The organism is Pseudomonas sp. TUM22785, from assembly GCF_028198105.1.
Lineage (GTDB): Bacteria > Pseudomonadota > Gammaproteobacteria > Pseudomonadales > Pseudomonadaceae > Metapseudomonas > Metapseudomonas solani.
The window spans coordinates 4108132-4125782 of sequence record NZ_CP116239.1; the positions used below are offsets into that span (position 1 = coordinate 4108132).

Below are 17651 nucleotides of genomic sequence, written 5' to 3' on the forward strand. Positions count from 1 at the left end.
TGCGGGGGGCGTGGCAAAAAAGGGCCGGCCGGACACCGGCCAACCCAAAGGCCAGTGCGACGTGGGGGCCGGTAGGATGGGTAGAGCTCTGCGAAACCCATGCTGTGCAACTGCACGAAATTGACCTGGCGTGGATGACGCTCTTCTCATCAACCCGCGGTGCCCGCATGACCACGAAGGCGGACCGGTGGAGCCTGGTCCACCCCGCGTGTCGGTCCGTGATTGGCCGGCGACAAGGCTTCGACTGTCGACCTACATCAAGGCCCTGGACCTGGGCACGATGATGAAATACGAGTACGAGCCGAGGGCCAGGCCTGTCTCGCTACTGCGGCGCACCGATCACGACCGGGACTTCCTGGAAGGCGTTCACGCGCCAGAACTTCACCTGGATGGTCGAGCCGATGGGCTGCTTCAGGACGATGACGAAGAACTCCGAAGCGTCTGCGACGGGCGTGCCGTTGACCGCCACCAGGGTGTCACCACGGAGCAGCCCGGCCGCTGCCGATGGGCTGCCGGGCAGGGTTCCCTCAACCCAGACCCCGGTGCTTGGAAGCTTCAGGCGTGGGGCCTTGACGGGGTCGATGGTGGATATCCTCGCCCCGATGCGGCCCCCCACCCAGGAAGCCGGTGCGCAACGCTTTTCCGCCAGGGTCTGGGTGACGACGGTTTGTGCCTTCTGCACCCATTGCTTGATTTCGGGGTCTTCGCTGGCGAACCCCGGAGAGGTTTCGATCAACCGCGCATGCAGGTAATCGCAGGAGCGGTTGCGGTAGCGCTCCGGTGTTTCCATGGCGATGTACTCTGCAATCGACGTGCTCAACGCCCCGCTGCTGGCGGGCGTTACGGCAGGAGCAGGCGCCGGAGAGACAGGGGTGGACGGGGCCGCTGCGACCGCCGCCGGTGCGGCGGCGGTCTTGCCTGCATCCGGCTTCGTCTGGGCAGTGCTTTCTGCCAGAGGCGCTGGCACTGTGCAGCCTTTTTCGGCGATCACCTGCTCACGCGTTTCGATGAACATCTGCCCGTTTTCAGCGTCCTTCTGATGCAGCGCCTTGACCTCAGGCCATAGATTCGTTAGCTGCGTGCAGGATTGGGTGCGAAAGTCGGCGATCACCGACTCGCGGACGGAGCGGTCGAACTCGGCCTGGTATTCGGCCTCGCTGGGGCCGGCCGCATCGGCGGCACTCATTGCCAAGGTTATGGGGTCCAGCATGCAACCGCTCAGTGTTCCAGCGACGACGAAAAGTAACGGCAATGCCTGTCTCATGAGGTGACCAGTCCCTGTTTTATTTGCGGGCATACTGCCACCATTGAATAGGCAAAGGCTAACGCACGTCACACGGATGGCTACAGCGTCTCAGCGACAGCCGGAAGCGTCAGGGAAGGCGGCCCCTCCGCTCCCGGTTACATCCGTTCAGAAGCGCTCATCCCTGATCGCTGGCAACGTCAGCTCGCGCACGAACGAAGCGGCGGAGAGCCGCAGCAGCGCATCCACCATCGTCACCACGTCATGCACCGGTACCAACTGCCCCTCCCCGCGCGCGGCGGCTGCCGCCAGCGGCGTGGACAGCGGGTCGTCGGTATTCAGGTAGCCCGGGTGCAGCACGGTCACCGCCAGGCGCTGATCACGGAAGCCTTCGCGCAGCGCATCGGCCATGCCATTGAGGGCGAACTTGGAGGCGCCGAACGCCACTTCCGGGCGCCCGCTCTGGCGCAGGGCCGAGGTGGAGCCAATCAGGATCAGCTGCGGCCTGGCGGACGCCAGCAACCGGGGCACCAACCGCTTGAGCAGCAACAGCGTGGCGGTGATGTTCACCTCCACCAGCCGGCCGATGGACTCATCGCTGTCGCCGAGAAAGTCGTAGTGCTCGCTGAAAGCGTGCTCTTCCCAGATGCCGACATTGCACACCAGCACATCGAGCGCGGCGGGCGCCCCGGCCTCGATCTGCGCCACGGCCACCGCGGGGCGGGCCAGGTCCGCCTCGATCCAGCCGAGCTCGACGCCCGGAGCCAGCGGCAGGTGCTCCGGCCGCCTGCGCGAGACACCTATCACCTCGTCACCCGGCTTGCCGAGCCCTTCCACCAGCGCCCGGCCCAGCCCCCTGCTCGCCCCTACGATCATCATCTTCATGCCATTGCTCCTTGTCCGTTCCTTGCCCGCTAGGCCCAACGCAGGTTGAGCACGACGAAATCCAGCAACACCCAGATGACCAGCACCAGGTGGGTCAGCTGCAGCCCTTCCTGGCGTATCCAGTAACCGAACCAGAGCCCGCCCAGCAGCATGGCGAACAGAAAACCCAGGGCAGCGCTCAAAGCCAGGTTCAGCCAGGGCCGGGCGGCCTCCAGCCCGGTGCCGAGCAGCAGTTGGTAGCAACCGGCCCAGGCCGCGAGCACGGCAGCCGCCTGCAACACCACGATGACCAGCAGCGCCAGGCGATGCATGAAGGGGGAATCCAAGCCACGCCGCAGCAGTGGGATGTCGATCACCGGCGGCTGTCGCAGCGGCGCCATGGACATGGTCGCGCCGATGGCCCCGACCGAACTGGCGAAGGCGTGCAGGTTGTTGATCAGCGCAACGCTCAGCCACAGGCTGAAGCCGAGAAAGCAGGTGCCCTGGAAAATCATCAGTGAGGTCTGGGTATCCATTCCTGGTCCTTGTGCGTGGGTTCGGAAGCGCCTGAAGCGAACCCGGGCGGGCAGCGACAGGCGAGCCGAGCGGCACTCTAAAACCTCAACTTAACTTGAGGTCAACAAGCGCAGCACAAGAGCGATGGCCAGCCCCTGGGAAGGGGCAAGGGGGCGGTCACCTAGGGCGCGGAGGCGTCGGCGGGCAGCAACCGGGCGATGTCCTCGTTGAAGGTTTTCCACTCCGCTTCCGAGATTTCCATGATGCCGAAGGAGCGCAGGAAGAAGGCCCCGGTGGCCGCGAGAAAGGCCAGCCGCACGCGCTTGCCGCGCTCGCTTTCGAACGCTCCGCCCAGCAGCAGGGAGCGGTACCAGTCGTTGGCCTGGGCGCGCAGACTATCCTGGCTGAACATCGCCGTAAGGATCGCCGCCGCCCGCTTGCTCAGCTCTTCGTCCGGGATGGCGATGATGTGGATCTGCGCGGTCAGCAACTCCAGCACCCCCGCATCCGGTGCCAGCTGGGCCATCACCGACGCCTCGTAGTCGGCCTTCCAGCGGTTGACCATGGCCTCGACCAGGCCGTCCTTGGTACCGAAGCAGGACTGCACGCCGCCCTTGCTTATGCCGGCGGCCTTGGCCACCTCACCAATGCTCAATGCAGAAATGCCTTGGTCCATCACCACCGATATGGCGGCATCCAGCACCAGGTTCCTGTCGATCACAGGGCGTTTACTCATCAGGCTTTCTCGAATTAGAATACGATCGTATTTTTATTTTCCACCCCCTCACCGGGGCTCACAGTGAGGTCCATCCCGCTTATGGCACGTGCCTCGCCCGTTACAGGACCAGGCTCCGACGCGCGCACGAATGCACCTCTGCCCATCGACCGGAACCGCTGGCGAATTCCCTCGGGAACCCCACACCCGCGCACCCCGGTTTATTCAAGGCATACAGCGGTAATTTTACCGCCAATCCGCGAGGGCTCATGGCTTTTGATCGTACTAGGGGCGCGGGTATCGGCTTTGCCAACCGCGTCTACAAACCACGAGCCCTGGGCTGCGCGCTCAGCTTTATTTTCGTCGCCACCACCACCTACCCCGGGCCCTCGCCGCTCTGGGTGCTGATGCTGCTCAATGCCTTCATCTGGCCCTGCCTGGCGTACCAGCTGGCAGTGCGAGCCCGCGTGCCCTACCGCACCGAGCTGCGCAATCTTCTGCTCGATTGCGTCTTCGCCGGCGGCTGGGTCGCTGCGATGCAGTTCAGCGTGCTGCCATCCTTGCTGCTCCTGTCGATGGTCGCCATGAACAGCGTCAGCGCCAAGGGCATTCGTTTCATGCTCTACGGCCTGGCCGCCAACCTGCTGGGGATGGCCCTGGCCGGGGCCGCCCTCGGCTTCGAAGTGGCGCTGGAAACCCCGCCGGCCGTGGTCTGGGCCTGCCTGCCGATGCTGGTGATCTACCCCTTCGTGGTCGGCTGGACGAGCTACAGCCTGACGCAGCGGCTGGTCAGGCAGCAGAAGGCGCTGTCCATTGTCAGCGGCTTCGACGAGCGCATGCTCACTTCCCACAATCGCTGGATGTACCAGTTGGCGCGGGTCTTCCTACGCTGCCGCTGCGGCTCCGGCCAGGCCACCGTGGCGCATATCCGCATCGATGAATTCCCCTTGCTGCGCGAGCGCCACGGTGCGCTGGTGGCGGACGCACTGAGCGTTAGGCTCGGGCACCTGATCAAGGCCGGGATACGCAGCACCGACCTCTTGTGCATGAAGCGCCGGGGGGAATTCCTGGTGCTTCTGCTGCAGGCCAGGCGACTCGGCGCGCAATCCCTTACCGACCGCATCGAAGACGGTTTCGCCCACTGTTTCGCCGGCGGCACCGGGCTGCCGGAGGCGCGCATCCGTGTTGGCCTCGCCGAGTTCAGCAACAGCCTGGCCAGCGAGAACGAATGGCTGCGCCTGGCAGAACAGCGCTCGGGCCAGCCCCGGCCCCAGGCGTCACGCCCCTTGGAAGAAGCCCCGCGAGCCCCCCCGGCCGCCGGCCCCCTGCCCGTTCCCTAGCTGCGCCCCGCCGCCACACGTAGCGACACCTGATCACCGATTCCGGCCACCCGCTGGCGCTCGCCTGCACCCGGCTTTCAGCCTTTTCAGCCACCACCAACTGTCGTTTGAAGGAGTATTCAGTTGAGAAACCTTGCCATCGGAAAACGCGCGGGACTTATCTTTTCACTGCTGGCCCTGCTGGTCCTGGCCATGGGCGGCAGCAACCTGTACCAAACCAACAGGATGGACAACGCGTCGATCGAGGTCCGTGGCACCTGGCTGCCCGGGATCATCGCACTGAGCGAAATAGGCACCGCCATCGGTAATGGGCGAGCACTGACGCTGCGCGGCATCATCGTCGACGAGCGGGCCGAGCAGCTCCGCGCCGTGTCCACCATCCGAGGCATCCAGGCCGCACTGCCTGGGCAGTTCGCCGCCTATGAAAGCACCATCGCCCAGGCGCAGGATCGCGAACTTTTCAAGCGCTTCATCCACACCTACGAAACCTACCGGGGGCTGCAGGAGCAGATACTCGACGCCATCGATGACGACCACCTGGACGAGGCCGACCGCCTGGTCAATGGCCCCCTGGTGGATTACGCCAACGCGATGATGAGTGCGCTGGGCGAGCTGATCCGCTTCAACTCCACCGGGGCATCCGAAGCGGCCAAGCGCAGCGACGAAGCATCGGACGACGCCTTCTTCTTCGCCCTGGTCGCCCTGGTAGTGATCCTCGGCGTCACCGTCACCGTCGCCCTGGTGCTGACCCGCAGCATCGTCACTCCGCTGGGCGAGGCGGTGGTCATCGCCGAACGCGTGGCCAGCGGCGACCTGACCCGCGACATCACGGTCATCGGCAAGGACGAGCCGGCCATGCTGCTGGCCGCCCTGCGCACCATGCAGGGCAACCTGCGGGCCACCATCCAGCAGATCGGCAGCTCGTCCGACCAGTTGGCCTCCGCCTCCGAAGAACTGCACGCAGTGACCGAAGACGCCAACCGTGGCCTGCACCAGCAGAACGCCGAGATCGAGCAGGCCGCCACCGCCGTCAACCAGATGACCGCCGCCGTGGAAGAAGTGGCGCGCAACGCCGTGAGCACGGCCGCCGCCTCGAAGGAAAGCGACGAAGCCGGCCGCCAGGGCTTCATCCAGGTCAACGACGCCATCACCTCGATCCGCACCCTGGCAGGCCAGGTCACCCAGGCCTCCGTCCGCGCCTCGGAACTGGCCAGCCAGACCCGCGACATCAGCACGGTGCTCGACGTGATCCGCGGCATCGCCGCGCAAACCAACCTCCTGGCGCTCAATGCCGCCATCGAGGCCGCGCGTGCCGGTGAGGCCGGCCGTGGCTTCGCCGTGGTCGCCGACGAGGTGCGCTCCCTGGCGCAGCGCACGCAAAGCTCCACCGAAGAGATCGAAGAGATGATCGACAACATCCAGACCGGCACCCAGGGCACCGTGGACGCCCTCCTCGCCGGTGCCGGGCAGGCCGAGCAGACACTCAAGTCGGCCGCAAACGCCGGCATGGCACTGGAACGCATCACCGCCTCGATCACCCACATCAACGAGCGCAACCTGATCATCGCCAGCGCCTCGGAACAGCAGGCCCAGGTGGCCCGCGAGGTGGACCGCAACCTCACCAACATCCGCGACCTGTCCCTGCAGACCGCCGCCGGCGCCAACCAGACCAGCGCCTCCAGCCAGGAACTGTCGCGCCTGGCCATCGAGCTCAGCGGCATGGTCACCCGCTTCCGCGTCTGATGCCGGCCCGCGCCTGCCGCCATCGCGGCAGGCGCGCTCTGCGCACCACATCCATGCACGCTTGCACCAATCGTCAGCATCCAGGCTGCATCCAGCGCTTACCCGAATCCACCCGCGCCAGGCCCTACAAGGGTTACAGGACCTTGGCCCGGCGGTTGCAACCCTGCACTCCAACTTGGATACAAGATGGAGCACCTCATGCAATCCGCGACTCCGCACAGCCTCGGCTGGACCCTCGGCCAATGGCAGGCCGCCTACCGCGACGCCACCCTCAGCCCCGCCATCCTCTTCGAGCTGCTGCAGCAATTGCAGGACGAAGACCCGGCCTGGATCGTCCTCGCCTCCCCTGTGCAGTTGAGCGAACGCCTCGCCGCCCTCGCCGAGCAGCTGGCCGCCGTCGACGGTGACCTCTCCCGGCTGCCGCTATATGGCGTGCCCTTCGCCATCAAGGACAACATCGACGCCGCCGGCTGGCCCACCAGCGCCGCCTGCCCGGCATTCGCCTACCCAGCCGGTGAGGACGCCACCGTGGTCGCGCGCCTGCAGGCCGCCGGGGCGGTATTGATCGGCAAGACCAACCTCGACCAGTTCGCCACCGGCCTGGTGGGCACCCGCTCGCCCTTCGGCGCGGTGCCCAACAGCTTCGATGCTGCCTACGTCAGCGGCGGCTCCAGCTCCGGCTCCGCCTCGGTGGTCGCGCGTGGCCTGGTGCCCTTCTCACTCGGCACCGACACCGCCGGCTCCGGCCGCGTGCCGGCGGGCTTCAACAACATCGTCGGGCTCAAGCCCAGCCGGGGCTGGCTGTCCAACAAGGGCCTGGTGCCCGCCTGCCGCACCCTGGATTGCATCTCGGTGTTCGCCTTGACGGTGGAGGACGCCGAGCACGTCGCCGACATCGCCGGGGGCTACGACGCCGCCGACGCTTACTCCCGCACCAACCCCGGCACAGCGCCGGTGGCCATCGGCGCCAAGCCGCGCCTGGCAATCCCGGATGCCCTCGAATTCCACGGCGACGCCCGCAACCAGGCGGTCTTCCAGCAGGCCCTGGAGCGCCTGCGCGAGCTCGGCGCTGAGCTGGTGCCCATCGACTTCACGCCCTTCCGCCGCCTGGCCGAACAGCTCTACCAGGGTTCCTGGGTGGCCGAGCGCACCGTGGCCATGGCCGGCATGCTGGAAAACGCCGCCGAGGCGATTGACCCCGTGGTACGCGGCATCGTCGAGAAGGGCTTCGGTTACAGCGCCTGCGACGCCTACCGCGCCGAGTACCTGCGGGCCGAGCTGAGCCGGACCATCAACCTCGCCCTGGCCGGCTTCGACGCCCTGGTGGTGCCCACCTCCCCCACCCTGCGCACCCTGGAGGAAATGGCCGCCGAGCCCGTGCTGTTCAACTCGCAGTTCGGCACCTACACCAACTTCACCAACCTCGCCGACCTCAGCGCCCTGGCCCTGCCCGCCGGCCTGCGCGACGACGGCCTGCCTGCCGGCATCACCCTGCTCGCCCCGGCCTGGCACGACCACGCCCTCGCCTCCCTGGGCAAACGCTGGCAAGCCGCCCTCGGCCTGCCACTGGGCGCCACCGGTCGCCCCCTGCCGCCTGCCGCCACGCCCGTTCAGGCACCCGGCAGCGTGCGGGTCGCCGTGGTCGGCGCGCACCTCACCGGTATGCCGCTGAACTTCCAGCTGGTCACCCGCAATGCGGTGTTGGTGGAACAGACCCTCACCGCCCCCACCTATCGCCTCTATGCGCTGCCCGGCTCGGTGCCGCCCAAGCCGGGGCTGGCCAGGGCGGCCGAAGGCGCGTCGATCATCGTCGAGCTGTGGGACATCCCCCTCGCCCGCTTCGGCGAGTTCGTCGCGGAGATTCCGCCGCCCCTGGGCATCGGCAACCTGCAGCTGGAGGACGGTCGCTGGGTCAAGGGCTTCATCTGCGAGCCCTGGGCCCTGCACAGCGCCGAAGACATCACCGCCTTCGGTGGCTGGCGCGCCTTCATCGCCAGCCGCACGCCGGCCTGAGTCGCCACCATGCAACTCGCCACCACCGCCACCCGGGCCGCCAAGGAGCGGCCCGACAACCTGGTCGAGCGCATCTACCAGGTGTTGAAGGACGATATCTTCGAGTTCCGCCTGCTGCCCGGTGATCGCTTCAGCGAAGGCGACGTCGCCGCGCGCACGGCGGTCAGTCGCACCCCGGTGCGGCAGGCCCTGCACCGGCTGGAACGCGAGGGCTACCTGGAGGTGCACTTCCGCAGCGGCTGGCAGGTCCGGCCCTTCGACTTCGAGCATTTCGAGGAGCTCTACGACCTGCGCATCGTGCTGGAAATGGCGGCGGTCCGGCGCCTGTGCGAGATGGGCGCCGAGCTGCCGCAGCGCCTGGACGAACTGACCCGCACCTGGCGGGTGGAAGCGCATCAGCGGCTAACGGATGGGCGCGCGGTATCGGAGCTGGACGAAGCCTTCCACTGCGCCCTGGTGGCGGCCGCCGGCAACCGCGAAATGGCCCGCACGCACCGCGAGATCACCGAGAAGATCCGCATCATCCGGCGCTTGGATTTCACTCAGCAGCCACGCATCGCCGCCACCTACGACGAGCACGGGCGCATCCTCGAAGCCATCCTGCAACGGCACGCCGAGCCGGCCTGCCAGCTGCTGCGCGAGCACATCGAAGTGAGCAAGGCGGAGGTGCGCAAGATCACCCTGCACAGGCTCCACTGCGCCCGGCAGCGGACTGGCGACAGGGACGGGGTGGATTGAGGCGCACACATCCAGGTGCCTGGAACGTGCAGCCGCCGCTCACTCCGGACGTAGGGTGTGCTGCGCGCACCTGGAATTCGCCGGAGGCACCGAGCGGAGGTGCGCACGGCACACCCTACGGCACGCGCTCATCCTGCCGAGTTCTCAGATGACTCATGACCACGCTCAGATGAAAGGCGCGGGGTTCAACGGCTGGGCCGGCGCCACGCACTCCATGGGGAACAGCAGCTGCGGCAGCAGGTAACCGGCCTCCGACTCCGCCCAGCGCTGCACACCTGAAGCGTCGCGGGTGGGTAGGTCCGGGGCGTCGTTCCACTGCAGGAGCGCGACGGGGCGGGCATTGGCTTGCGGTTTGTCGAACATGTCATCACCTCGTCAGAGATCGAGCACAAGGGGCTGCGGGCCATCCTCGCCCTCGGCCGGTACGGCGCAGCAGATCAGCACCATGTCCGCCTCCGGCAACTCCGCCGGCGGGTTGGGGTAATGCACCAGGCCACTGACCCGGCGCGTCTTGCAGGTGCCGCAGGAACCGCCCCGGCAACTGAACTCGGGCGTCAGCCCACGGCTCTCGGCCAGCTCCAGCAGGCTGCCGCTCTCGGGCGTCCAGCGCGCTTCCTTGGCCGAGGCGGTGAAGTACACCGGCACCGCCGTGGTCGCCGCCGGCGGCTGGGACGGTACCGCGGCCTGGGCCTCGCTGTGCCGCTGCAGGGCCGAGGGGCCGAAGGCTTCGGCATGGATGCGGCCGTCGGCGACATTCAGCCCGCGCAAACCGTCGTAGAGGGCCTGGATGAACCCACCCGGGCCACACAGGTAGAAGTCGTAGTCATCGAAGGACAGGGCGGCCTGGATCTGCGCCAGGCCCAGCCGGCCGCTCAGCTCGAAATCGCGCCCCGACTGTGCTTCGGCCTCGGGGGCACTCAGGGCGCGGGTCAGCTTCAGCAAGCCATTGCCGCGCTGCACCAGGGCCTGCAGCTCGGCCTGGAACGGCAGGTCGTGCAGCGTCCGGGCGCCCTGGAACAGGTGGATACGCCGACCCTGCGCCTGCCGCTCGTTGAGCGCCACCAGCTCACGGGCCATGGAAACCATCGGGGTGATGCCCACCCCCGCACCGATCAGCACCACCGGGCGCTGGCTGTCGGTCTTCAGGGTGAAGCTGCCCAGGGGCGGGCGCGCCTCCAGCACATCACCGACCTGCACCTGTTCGTGCAGGTGCCGCGAGCCCTTGCCCTGCGCCTTGACGCTGATGCGCAGGTAACCGTCGCTCGGCGCGCTGGAGACGCTGTAGGTGCGCACCAGGGCTTCACCGTCAGCGGTGAGCAGGCGCAGGGGAATGTGCTGGCCGGGGGTGAAGTTCACCTCGCCCTCGTCTTCCGGGGCCAGGACCAGGGAGCGGATATCGGCGCTCTCCTGCTGCTGGCTGAGCACCCGCCACTGCTGCCATTGGCGCCGCCGTTCGCCCTCACGCAGGCGCTCTTCCGCTTCGGCCCAGGTGCCGGTCATCAGGCTGGTGGGGGCGTATTCGTCGAAGGCCCAACGCAGCGACATCGCGCCGGGGCGGAACACCACCTGCTCGATATCCAGGGTCCAGATGCGTTCGGCCCCTTCGAACGCGGCGATCAGCGGGCTGTCGAGAATCACCTCGGCACGGCCCTGCACCTGCAGCACATTGCCCTGCTCGAAATCGACGAACAGCAGGCCGGCGCGCGGGTTGCTGATCAGGTTGCCCAAGGTATTGAAATGCAGGTTGCCGGCGTAGTCCGGGATGGTCAGGCGGTTGCCTTCCACCCGTACGAAACCGGGGCGCCCGCCACGGTGGGAAACGTCCACGGCGCGGTCACCGTCCTCGTGGTCGACGTAGCTGGCAACGAAGAAGGTGTCGGCAGCGAGGATCATCGCCCGGGCGCGCTCGTCCAGCTCGCTGGCGTCCTGGCGGACCGTGCCACGGGGCTCGGGGGAACTGCTCCATTCACGCAGCTGGATGTACTGCGGGCAGTTGCCGAAGGAATGCTCGACCTGCACCTCCAGTTGCTGCGCCGAAGCCTGGCCGATCGAACCATTGAGGCGGTTGCGCCGCCGCGTGTGCAGTTCGATGCCGAGCAGGCCGAGGGCGGCGCCGGCACCGAGGCCGGGGGTGGCCGGGTCCAGTGGGTCCAGCGGGCGCGTGGCCAGGTCGAACACCAGGTGTTTGGGGTCGGGCGAGGTGACGAAGCCTTCCGGGCCTTCGACCAGGGTTGCCCAGGGGCGGCCTTCGCCATCCACCGCACCGGCGATCAGGAAGGGCAATTGATGGAAAAAGGCGCGGTGCTGGTCGGGCATGTAGTCGCGGATGACCTTCTGCCCGTGGGCTTCCATCCGCTCGGCCACGCCGACCGTTTCCTGCAGCTGCTTTTCACCGGCATGCCAGGGCGAGGGGCGCTGGCTGGGAATCGGTTCCATGGTTTGCCCTCCTTGTGAAAAGGGCTGCCGGGCGGGCCGGCAGCCTCGGGTCGGCTCAGGCGGCCTGCAGGCCGGCGGCGGTGCGTTGCATGGGCACGAAGCCCGGCAGCGCTTCGATGCGGGCCAACCAGGCACGCACATTCGGGTAGGCCTCCAGCGACACGTTGCCCTCCGGCGCATGGGCGATGTAACTGTAGTTGGCCACGTCGGCGATGGAGGGCTCGGTGCCGGTCAGGAACGCCGTCGAGCCCAGCTCGCCTTCCATCACCGTGAGCAGCACGTGGGCACGGTTGATCACTTCATCGGCGTTGAACGCCGCACCGAACACGGTGATCAGGCGCGCTGCGGCCGGGCCATAGGCCACCTGGCCGGCGGCCACCGACAACCAGCGCTGCACCTGGGCGGCGCCGACGGCGTCTTCGGCCAGCCAGCGGCCTTCGCCGTAGCGCTTAGCCAGGTAGACGAGGATGGCGTTGGAGTCGTTGACCAGGGTGCCGGCGTCATCGATCACCGGCACCTGGCCGAAGGGGTTGATGGCCAGGAAGTCGGCCTGCTTGTGGGCGCCGTTGGCCAGGTCGACGAAAACCAGCTCGGTGGGCAGCTGCAGCAGCGAGAGCATCAGCTCCACACGGTGGGCGTGGCCGGACAGCGGGTGGCGGTACAGCTTGATGGCGGGACGGGACATGGCGGTGACTCCTTATGGGTTCGGGTGGTTCACCGTGAACCGCCCGGCTGGGCGTTCACGACGATGGAGCCATGTTGAGCCCACGCACCGCCGAGCAGAATCACCATCAAAGGCAATCCACTCTTTCAGTTTCTGAAATAACGGGATGAGGCGGTCATGCCCGTGCAGCGGCCTTCTGTAGGGGCGAATTCATTCGCCCAGCAGCACCATCGTGGGAGCGAATTCATTCGCGATGGAATACCCGTCCATGCGCAGCCCTGTGCCGGCTGGGGGCCTTTCGCGGCTAAAGCCCACAGAGGGGTACCTGCGGGGCTATGCATCGCTGTGTTGGGCCTCGCTGCGCTCGGCACCAACCTACGGCACCGTGCCCTTGTAGGTCGGGTGCAACCCGGCTCAGCCCTCGAACGCAGGGTGCGCGAGCAGCCGTGGCACGGCGAAGTCGAGGAAGCTGCGCACCCGGGCGGCGGCGCGGCGTCCTTCGCGGTAGAAGAGTTGCACCGGTACGGGCTCGGCGGCGAAGGGTTCCAGCAGCCGTTGCAACTGGCCGTCGTGCAGCTCCTGGTGCACCTCGTAACTCAGGCAGTGGACCAGGCCGAAGCCGGCAACGGCGGCGCGGATGGCCGCCTGGGGGGTGCTGCAGATCAAGCGGGGCACGACCTTCACCGCGCCGCCGGCAAAGCGCCAATCCCCCGCATGGCCGGTGGACGAGGTCGCGATGGTGCGGTGCTCCTGCAACGCCTCGGGGCTTTGCGGGCGCCCCCGGCGCGCCAGGTAGGCCGGGGCCGCGCACACCACCGGTCGCACCCGCCCCACCGGCACCGCGAAGCCGGAGGAATCCGGCAACTGGCCGACCACCAGGGCCACGTCCACGCCCTCCTCCAGCAACCTGGGCAGGGCCTCGCACGCCTGGATGTTCAGCGAGAGCTCGGGGAAGGCATTGAGGTAATCGAGTGCGATGGGGGTGAACACCTGGTGCGCCATGAGCAGCGGCATGGCCAGGGTCAGTTGCCCCACGGGTTGCGCGTGCAACCCGGCCACGGAACGCTCCGCCTCGCCGAGCTGTTCGAGGATGCGCCGGCAGCTTTCGGCGAAGCGCTCGCCGGCCGGGCTCGGGCTCACGCCACGGGGGCTGCGTAACAGCAGGGCCGAGCCAATGCGCGCCTCCAGCGCGGCGACGGTGCGCATCACCGTAGCCTGGGACAGTTCCAGCGCCCGCGCCGCCGCCGCCAGGCTGCCGGCCTGGGCCACGGCCAGGAACACCTGCATCTCGCGGTGTTTACTCATCGCCCGGCCGCGCGCAGGGCGCTGTCGGCCCGCAGGCGCGTCACGCAATGGTCGATGAAGGTGCGCACCTTGGCCGACTCCCGGCGCCCGCCCTGCTGGATGATGTGCACCGGCAACGCCGCGGTCTCGAAGGCATCCAGCACGGTTTCCAGCTCACCCCGGGCCACGGCGCCCGCCACCTGGTAGGACAGCACCCGGGTATAGCCCCAGCCCAGGCGCGCGGCGTTGATCGCCGCCTGGTTGGAGCTGACCAGCAGGCGCGGCGTGGGCGTGAAGCCGAAGGGCCCGTCGGGCCCCTCGAACTGCCAGTGGCGCAACAGCCCGCTGGCGGAGGACATGACGATGGGCGCGTCCTGCAGCTCTTGCGGTCGGCGCGGCCGCCCCACCTTGTCGAGGTAGCCGGGTGCCGCGCACACCACCGGGCGTATCTGCCCCACCTGCAGCGCCCCGTGCTCGCCCTCGCGCAGGTGGCCGATGCGCACCGCCACATCCACGCCCTCCTCCACCATGTTCACCACGCGGTCCACCAGCAGCGCGTTGATCTCCACTTCCGGGTAGGCGTCCAGGTACTCGGCGATCAGCGGGATGAGGTACAGCTCGCCGAACATCACCGGCGCCGTCACCGTCAGCCGCCCGCGCGGGCGCACATGGCTGCCGGCGGCCAGCTCCTCGGCCTCTTCCAGTTCCAGCAGGATGCGTCGGCAGTCCTCCACGTAGCGCCGCCCGGCCTCGGTCAGGCGCAGGCTGCGTGTGCTGCGGGCCAGCAGCAAGGTGCCCAGGCGCGCCTCCAACGCCGCGATGGCGCGGGTCACGCCGGGTGGCGACATGCCCATCAGCTTGGCGCCGCCGGCGAAGCTCTCCGCCTCGGTCACCGCCAGCAGCACCTTCATTTCCTGGAACCTGTCCACCCTCACCGCCCGGCATCACGCCCCATTTTCGAGAGGACCACAGCTTAGCGCCCGGCCCCCGTCGAAGACGAGAGACAGTGCAACCCACACCACGACGCCGGCCGTTGTGTAGGGTGGATGGCGCTCTTTTCATCCACCAAAGGATCTTGCAGCCCACACCGCCGCCCACCTCGTGGGAGCGAATTCATTCGCGATGGAATACCCGACCACGCGCAGCCTTGTGCCGGCTGCGGGTCCTTCGCGGCTGAAGCCGCTCCCACCGGGGGCGCTCGCAGCGAGGCCGAACCCCACACCTGTCCAGGCTCCGGCGCCTGCTTTACCATGCCGCGCCGCACTTGCATCGAGGCCTTCCATGAGCACGCCCAGTTTCCGCAACGCCACCCTCTCCGACACCGACCGCTGCTACCAGATCGAGATTTCCGCCTATGAAGGCGACGAGGCCGCCACCCGCGAGAAGATCGAGACGCGCATCGCCCAGTACCCGGAAGGCTTCCTGATCCTGGAGCAGGACGGCGAGGTGGTGGGTTTCATCAACAGCGGTTGCGCCCAGGAGGTGGTGATGTCCGACGAGGCCTTCAAGGAGCTGGTGGGCCATGACGCCGCCGCGCCAAACGTGGTGATCATGTCGGTAGTGGTCGACCCGGCGCAGCAGGGCAAGGGCTTTTCCACGCTGCTGATGCGCACCTTCGTGCAGCGCATGCGCGAGATGGGCAAGGCGACCATCCACCTGATGTGCAAGGAGCGCCACGTCGAGCTGTACCGGCGCATGGGCTACGCCTATGTGCGGCCCTCCCCGTCCGACCATGGCGGCATGGCGTGGCACGAGATGGTCATGACCCTGTGATCGCCCGCATCAAGGTCGACAAGGCCTGCCCCGTGGTGCTGCGCCAGCGCGACAGGCTGGAGGTACTCGCCTTCCTCCACCCCATGGCGGGCCGGCAGCTGGTCAAGGGCAGCGTCGAGCCCGGGGAAGGCAGCGCGGCGGCGGCCGTTCGCGAGTTGGCCGAAGAGGCCGGCATCCAGGGCGAGGTGATCCTCGACCTGGGCACCTGGCAAGCCAGCACCACCGGGCACACCTGGGCCTTCCACCTCTGCCGGGTGGCCGCGGACCTGGCGGATGCCTGGAGCCACCACACGGCCGACGATGGCGGCCATGTGTTCCGCTTCTTCTGGCACCCGCTGGACGAACTCCCCAACGAGGAATGGCACCCGATCTTCCGCGACGCCCTGGCTGTCATCCGGCAGCGGCTGGCGGAAGCGGCCGCAAACTGACCCCTGAGCCGCTCGGGCCTGTAGAATCACCGCCTTTTTCCTGTGGGTGAACGATGCGGATCAGCAGTGGGCGAAGTGCGACGGTGTGTGGACTGGCGGCCATCCTCCTGTGGAGCACCGCCTCCGGGCTGATCCGCAGCGTGAGCGGCTTCTTCGGCCCCATCGGCGGTGCGGCGCTGATCTACAGCCTCGGCGCCGTCCTGCTCATCGCCCTGCTGGGCCGGCCGCGCCTGCGGTCCAGCTCGCGCTTTTACCTGGTCACCGGCACGACGCTGTTCGTCACCTACGAGATCTGCCTGTCCCTGGCCCTGGGCTACGCCCTCGACAGCAACCAGGCCATCCAGCTCGGCGTGGTCAACTACCTGTGGCCGAGCCTCACGGTGCTGCTGGCCATCGTCATGAACCGTCAGCCGGCGCGCTGGCTGATCCTGCCCGGCACCGCCATCGCGCTGTTCGGCATCCTCTGGGTGGTGAGCACCGATGGGCTGTCGCTACCGAGCCTTATCGCCAACGTGCAATCCAACCCGCTGAGCTACAGCCTGGCGGCGGCCTGCGCCATCACCTTCGCGCTCTACTGCAACGTCACCCGGCGCTATGCCCGGGGCGAGAACCACGTGGCGTTCTTCTTCATCCTCACGGCGGCCGTGCTCTGGCTGAAGTTCGCCTTCGCCGGCCAGGCACTGCCTGAGTTCACCCTGCGTGGCGGCGCCGAACTATTCGCCGCCGGCATCGCCATGGCCGGCGGCTACGCGTTGTGGAACATCGGCATCCTGCGCGGCAACCTCACCCTGCTGGCCACCGCCTCCTACTTCGCCCCGGTGCTCTCCTCGGCCTTCGCCGCGGCCTGGCTCGGCGCCAGCCTGACGCTGCAGTTCTGGCAGGGTGCGGTGCTGGTCACCGCCGGCTCACTGATCTGCTGGCACGCCACCCGGGAGCGCAAAGACCAACGCTGATCGCGCTTCCGATCGCGGGCGGAGGGCTCTAAGATGGCCCTCCACACACGTCAAGGAAGCCGCCAATGAGCACCCGAGGGAACGACCGCCAGATCGACAACATCGAGTTCAACGTCACCGACATCGCCCGCAGCAAGGCCTTCTATGGCGCGGCCTTCGGCTGGACCTTCACCGACTACGGCCCCACCTACAGCGAGTTCACCGACGGCCGCCTCACTGGCGGCTTCACCACGGGTGAGCCGGTGCGCCCGGGTGGCCCGCTGGTGATCCTCTACGCCGACGACCTGGCACAGACCCAGAGCCGCCTGCAGGCCGTTGGTGCCACCATCAGCCGTGAAACCTTCGCCTTCCCCGGCGGGCGTCGCTTCCACTTCATCGACCCGGACGGCTACGAGCTGGCGGTGTGGACCGCCGAATGACGGCGCTGCGCATACGCCCGATAGAGGCCGGCGAATGGCCGACCTACCGCGACCTGCGCCTGCGGGCCCTGCGCGACTCGCCGGAGGCCTTCGGCAGCACCTTCGCGGCGGAACACACGCGGTCGGACGACGCCTGGGCCAGCCGGATCGCCAACGCGATTGCCTCCGGCAATGACAGGGTGCTGTTCGCGCTCGACGAGAACGCTGCCTGTGGGTTGCTCTGGTGCCGCCGCTCGGCCAGCGAGCCCACCGTGGCCGACCTCTACCAGATGTGGGTCGACCCGGCACGCCGTGGCCTCGGTGCCGGCCGCGCGCTGCTGGCCGATGCCCTGGCCTGGGCGCAAGGCCTGGGGGTGCACCGCGTGCACCTCGGCGTCACCCTGGCCGAGAGCCCGGCCATGGGCCTGTACCGCGCCCAGGGCTTCCGCCCCGTCGGCGAGCCGGAGCCGCTGCGCGAAGGCTCCGCGCTGCTGGCCCAGGCCATGGAGCTGGAGCTGCCCGCCAGGGCGGGCTGAGGGCGCG

The 17651-nt window shown here is 68.0% G+C and carries 18 protein-coding genes; 9 read left to right on the forward strand and 9 right to left on the reverse strand.

All coding sequences use genetic code 11. From position 1 onward, the window contains the following. Positions 1 to 322: 322 nt before the first annotated feature. The 4 genes from PI990_RS18600 to PI990_RS18615 form a co-directional block, all read right to left on the reverse strand. Positions 323 to 1210, reverse strand: coding sequence for a S1C family serine protease (locus tag PI990_RS18600; RefSeq protein WP_271658055.1), 888 nt, complete (start codon positions 1208 to 1210; stop codon positions 323 to 325). Between the two features lie 201 nt (positions 1211 to 1411). Next, entirely contained in the window at positions 1412 to 2128 is a 717-nt protein-coding gene (locus tag PI990_RS18605) for an SDR family NAD(P)-dependent oxidoreductase (RefSeq protein ID WP_271658056.1), read from the reverse strand. Positions 2129 to 2157: 29 nt separating this feature from the next. Beyond that, positions 2158 to 2643, reverse strand: coding sequence for a DUF2165 family protein (locus tag PI990_RS18610; protein WP_021220090.1), 486 nt, complete (start codon positions 2641 to 2643; stop codon positions 2158 to 2160). A 161-nt stretch (positions 2644 to 2804) separates the two neighbouring features. Further along, positions 2805 to 3359, reverse strand: a complete 555-nt coding sequence (locus tag PI990_RS18615; RefSeq protein ID WP_271658057.1) for a TetR/AcrR family transcriptional regulator — start codon at positions 3357 to 3359, stop codon at positions 2805 to 2807. Positions 3360 to 3607: 248 nt separating this feature from the next. Here PI990_RS18615 and PI990_RS18620 point away from each other — a divergent pair, with 248 nt between their 5' ends. From PI990_RS18620 to PI990_RS18635, 4 genes are all read left to right on the forward strand, one after another. Beyond that, complete coding sequence (locus tag PI990_RS18620) at positions 3608 to 4678, forward strand: MASE2 domain-containing protein (protein ID WP_271658058.1); 1071 nt, start codon at positions 3608 to 3610, stop codon at positions 4676 to 4678. Positions 4679 to 4795: 117 nt separating this feature from the next. Next, on the forward strand, positions 4796 to 6421 hold the full coding sequence (locus tag PI990_RS18625) for a methyl-accepting chemotaxis protein (protein WP_271661325.1): 1626 nt from the start codon (positions 4796 to 4798) through the stop codon (positions 6419 to 6421). A 198-nt stretch (positions 6422 to 6619) separates the two neighbouring features. Next, positions 6620 to 8434: an allophanate hydrolase gene (gene atzF, locus PI990_RS18630; protein WP_271658059.1), complete on the forward strand. Its 1815-nt coding sequence runs from the start codon at positions 6620 to 6622 to the stop codon at positions 8432 to 8434. Between the two features lie 9 nt (positions 8435 to 8443). After that, positions 8444 to 9172 carry a GntR family transcriptional regulator gene (locus tag PI990_RS18635; RefSeq protein ID WP_271658060.1) on the forward strand — a complete coding sequence of 243 codons (729 nt, stop codon included), beginning with the start codon at positions 8444 to 8446 and terminating at the stop codon, positions 9170 to 9172. Positions 9173 to 9337: 165 nt separating this feature from the next. Here PI990_RS18635 and PI990_RS18640 read toward each other — a convergent pair whose 3' ends face one another. The 5 genes from PI990_RS18640 to PI990_RS18660 form a co-directional block, all read right to left on the reverse strand. Beyond that, on the reverse strand, positions 9338 to 9535 hold the full coding sequence (locus PI990_RS18640) for a hypothetical protein (protein ID WP_271658061.1): 198 nt from the start codon (positions 9533 to 9535) through the stop codon (positions 9338 to 9340). Between the two features lie 12 nt (positions 9536 to 9547). Next, positions 9548 to 11608 (reverse strand): pyridoxamine 5'-phosphate oxidase family protein, encoded by a 2061-nt coding sequence (locus PI990_RS18645; protein WP_271658062.1) that lies wholly within the window; start codon positions 11606 to 11608, stop codon positions 9548 to 9550. A gap of 55 nt (positions 11609 to 11663) precedes the next feature. Further along, positions 11664 to 12293: a glutathione S-transferase family protein gene (locus tag PI990_RS18650; protein ID WP_021220081.1), complete on the reverse strand. Its 630-nt coding sequence runs from the start codon at positions 12291 to 12293 to the stop codon at positions 11664 to 11666. Between the two features lie 393 nt (positions 12294 to 12686). Beyond that, a complete protein-coding gene (locus PI990_RS18655) occupies positions 12687 to 13577 on the reverse strand; it encodes a LysR family transcriptional regulator (protein ID WP_271658063.1) in 891 nt (296 codons plus the stop codon). Further along, a complete protein-coding gene (locus PI990_RS18660; protein ID WP_271658064.1) occupies positions 13574 to 14485 on the reverse strand; it encodes a LysR family transcriptional regulator in 912 nt (303 codons plus the stop codon). Before PI990_RS18660 ends, PI990_RS18655 begins: the two co-directional genes overlap by 4 nt. Before the next feature lie 352 nt (positions 14486 to 14837). Here PI990_RS18660 and PI990_RS18665 point away from each other — a divergent pair, with 352 nt between their 5' ends. The 5 genes from PI990_RS18665 to PI990_RS18685 all read left to right on the forward strand — a co-directional run bounded on the left by PI990_RS18665 (position 14838) and on the right by PI990_RS18685 (position 17644). Then, positions 14838 to 15329, forward strand: coding sequence for a GNAT family N-acetyltransferase (locus PI990_RS18665; RefSeq protein WP_271658065.1), 492 nt, complete (start codon positions 14838 to 14840; stop codon positions 15327 to 15329). Between the two features lie 8 nt (positions 15330 to 15337). After that, complete coding sequence (locus tag PI990_RS18670; RefSeq protein WP_271661326.1) at positions 15338 to 15757, forward strand: NUDIX hydrolase; 420 nt, start codon at positions 15338 to 15340, stop codon at positions 15755 to 15757. Positions 15758 to 15840: 83 nt separating this feature from the next. After that, on the forward strand, positions 15841 to 16710 hold the full coding sequence (gene yddG, locus PI990_RS18675; protein WP_271658066.1) for an aromatic amino acid DMT transporter YddG: 870 nt from the start codon (positions 15841 to 15843) through the stop codon (positions 16708 to 16710). Between the two features lie 65 nt (positions 16711 to 16775). Continuing rightward, the gene (locus tag PI990_RS18680) at positions 16776 to 17129 is read left to right on the forward strand and encodes a VOC family protein (protein ID WP_184490152.1); all 354 of its coding nucleotides are present in this window, start codon (positions 16776 to 16778) and stop codon (positions 17127 to 17129) included. Beyond that, positions 17126 to 17644 carry a GNAT family N-acetyltransferase gene (locus PI990_RS18685; RefSeq protein WP_271658067.1) on the forward strand — a complete coding sequence of 173 codons (519 nt, stop codon included), beginning with the start codon at positions 17126 to 17128 and terminating at the stop codon, positions 17642 to 17644. Before PI990_RS18680 ends, PI990_RS18685 begins: the two co-directional genes overlap by 4 nt. The last annotated feature ends 7 nt before the right edge of the window (positions 17645 to 17651 follow it).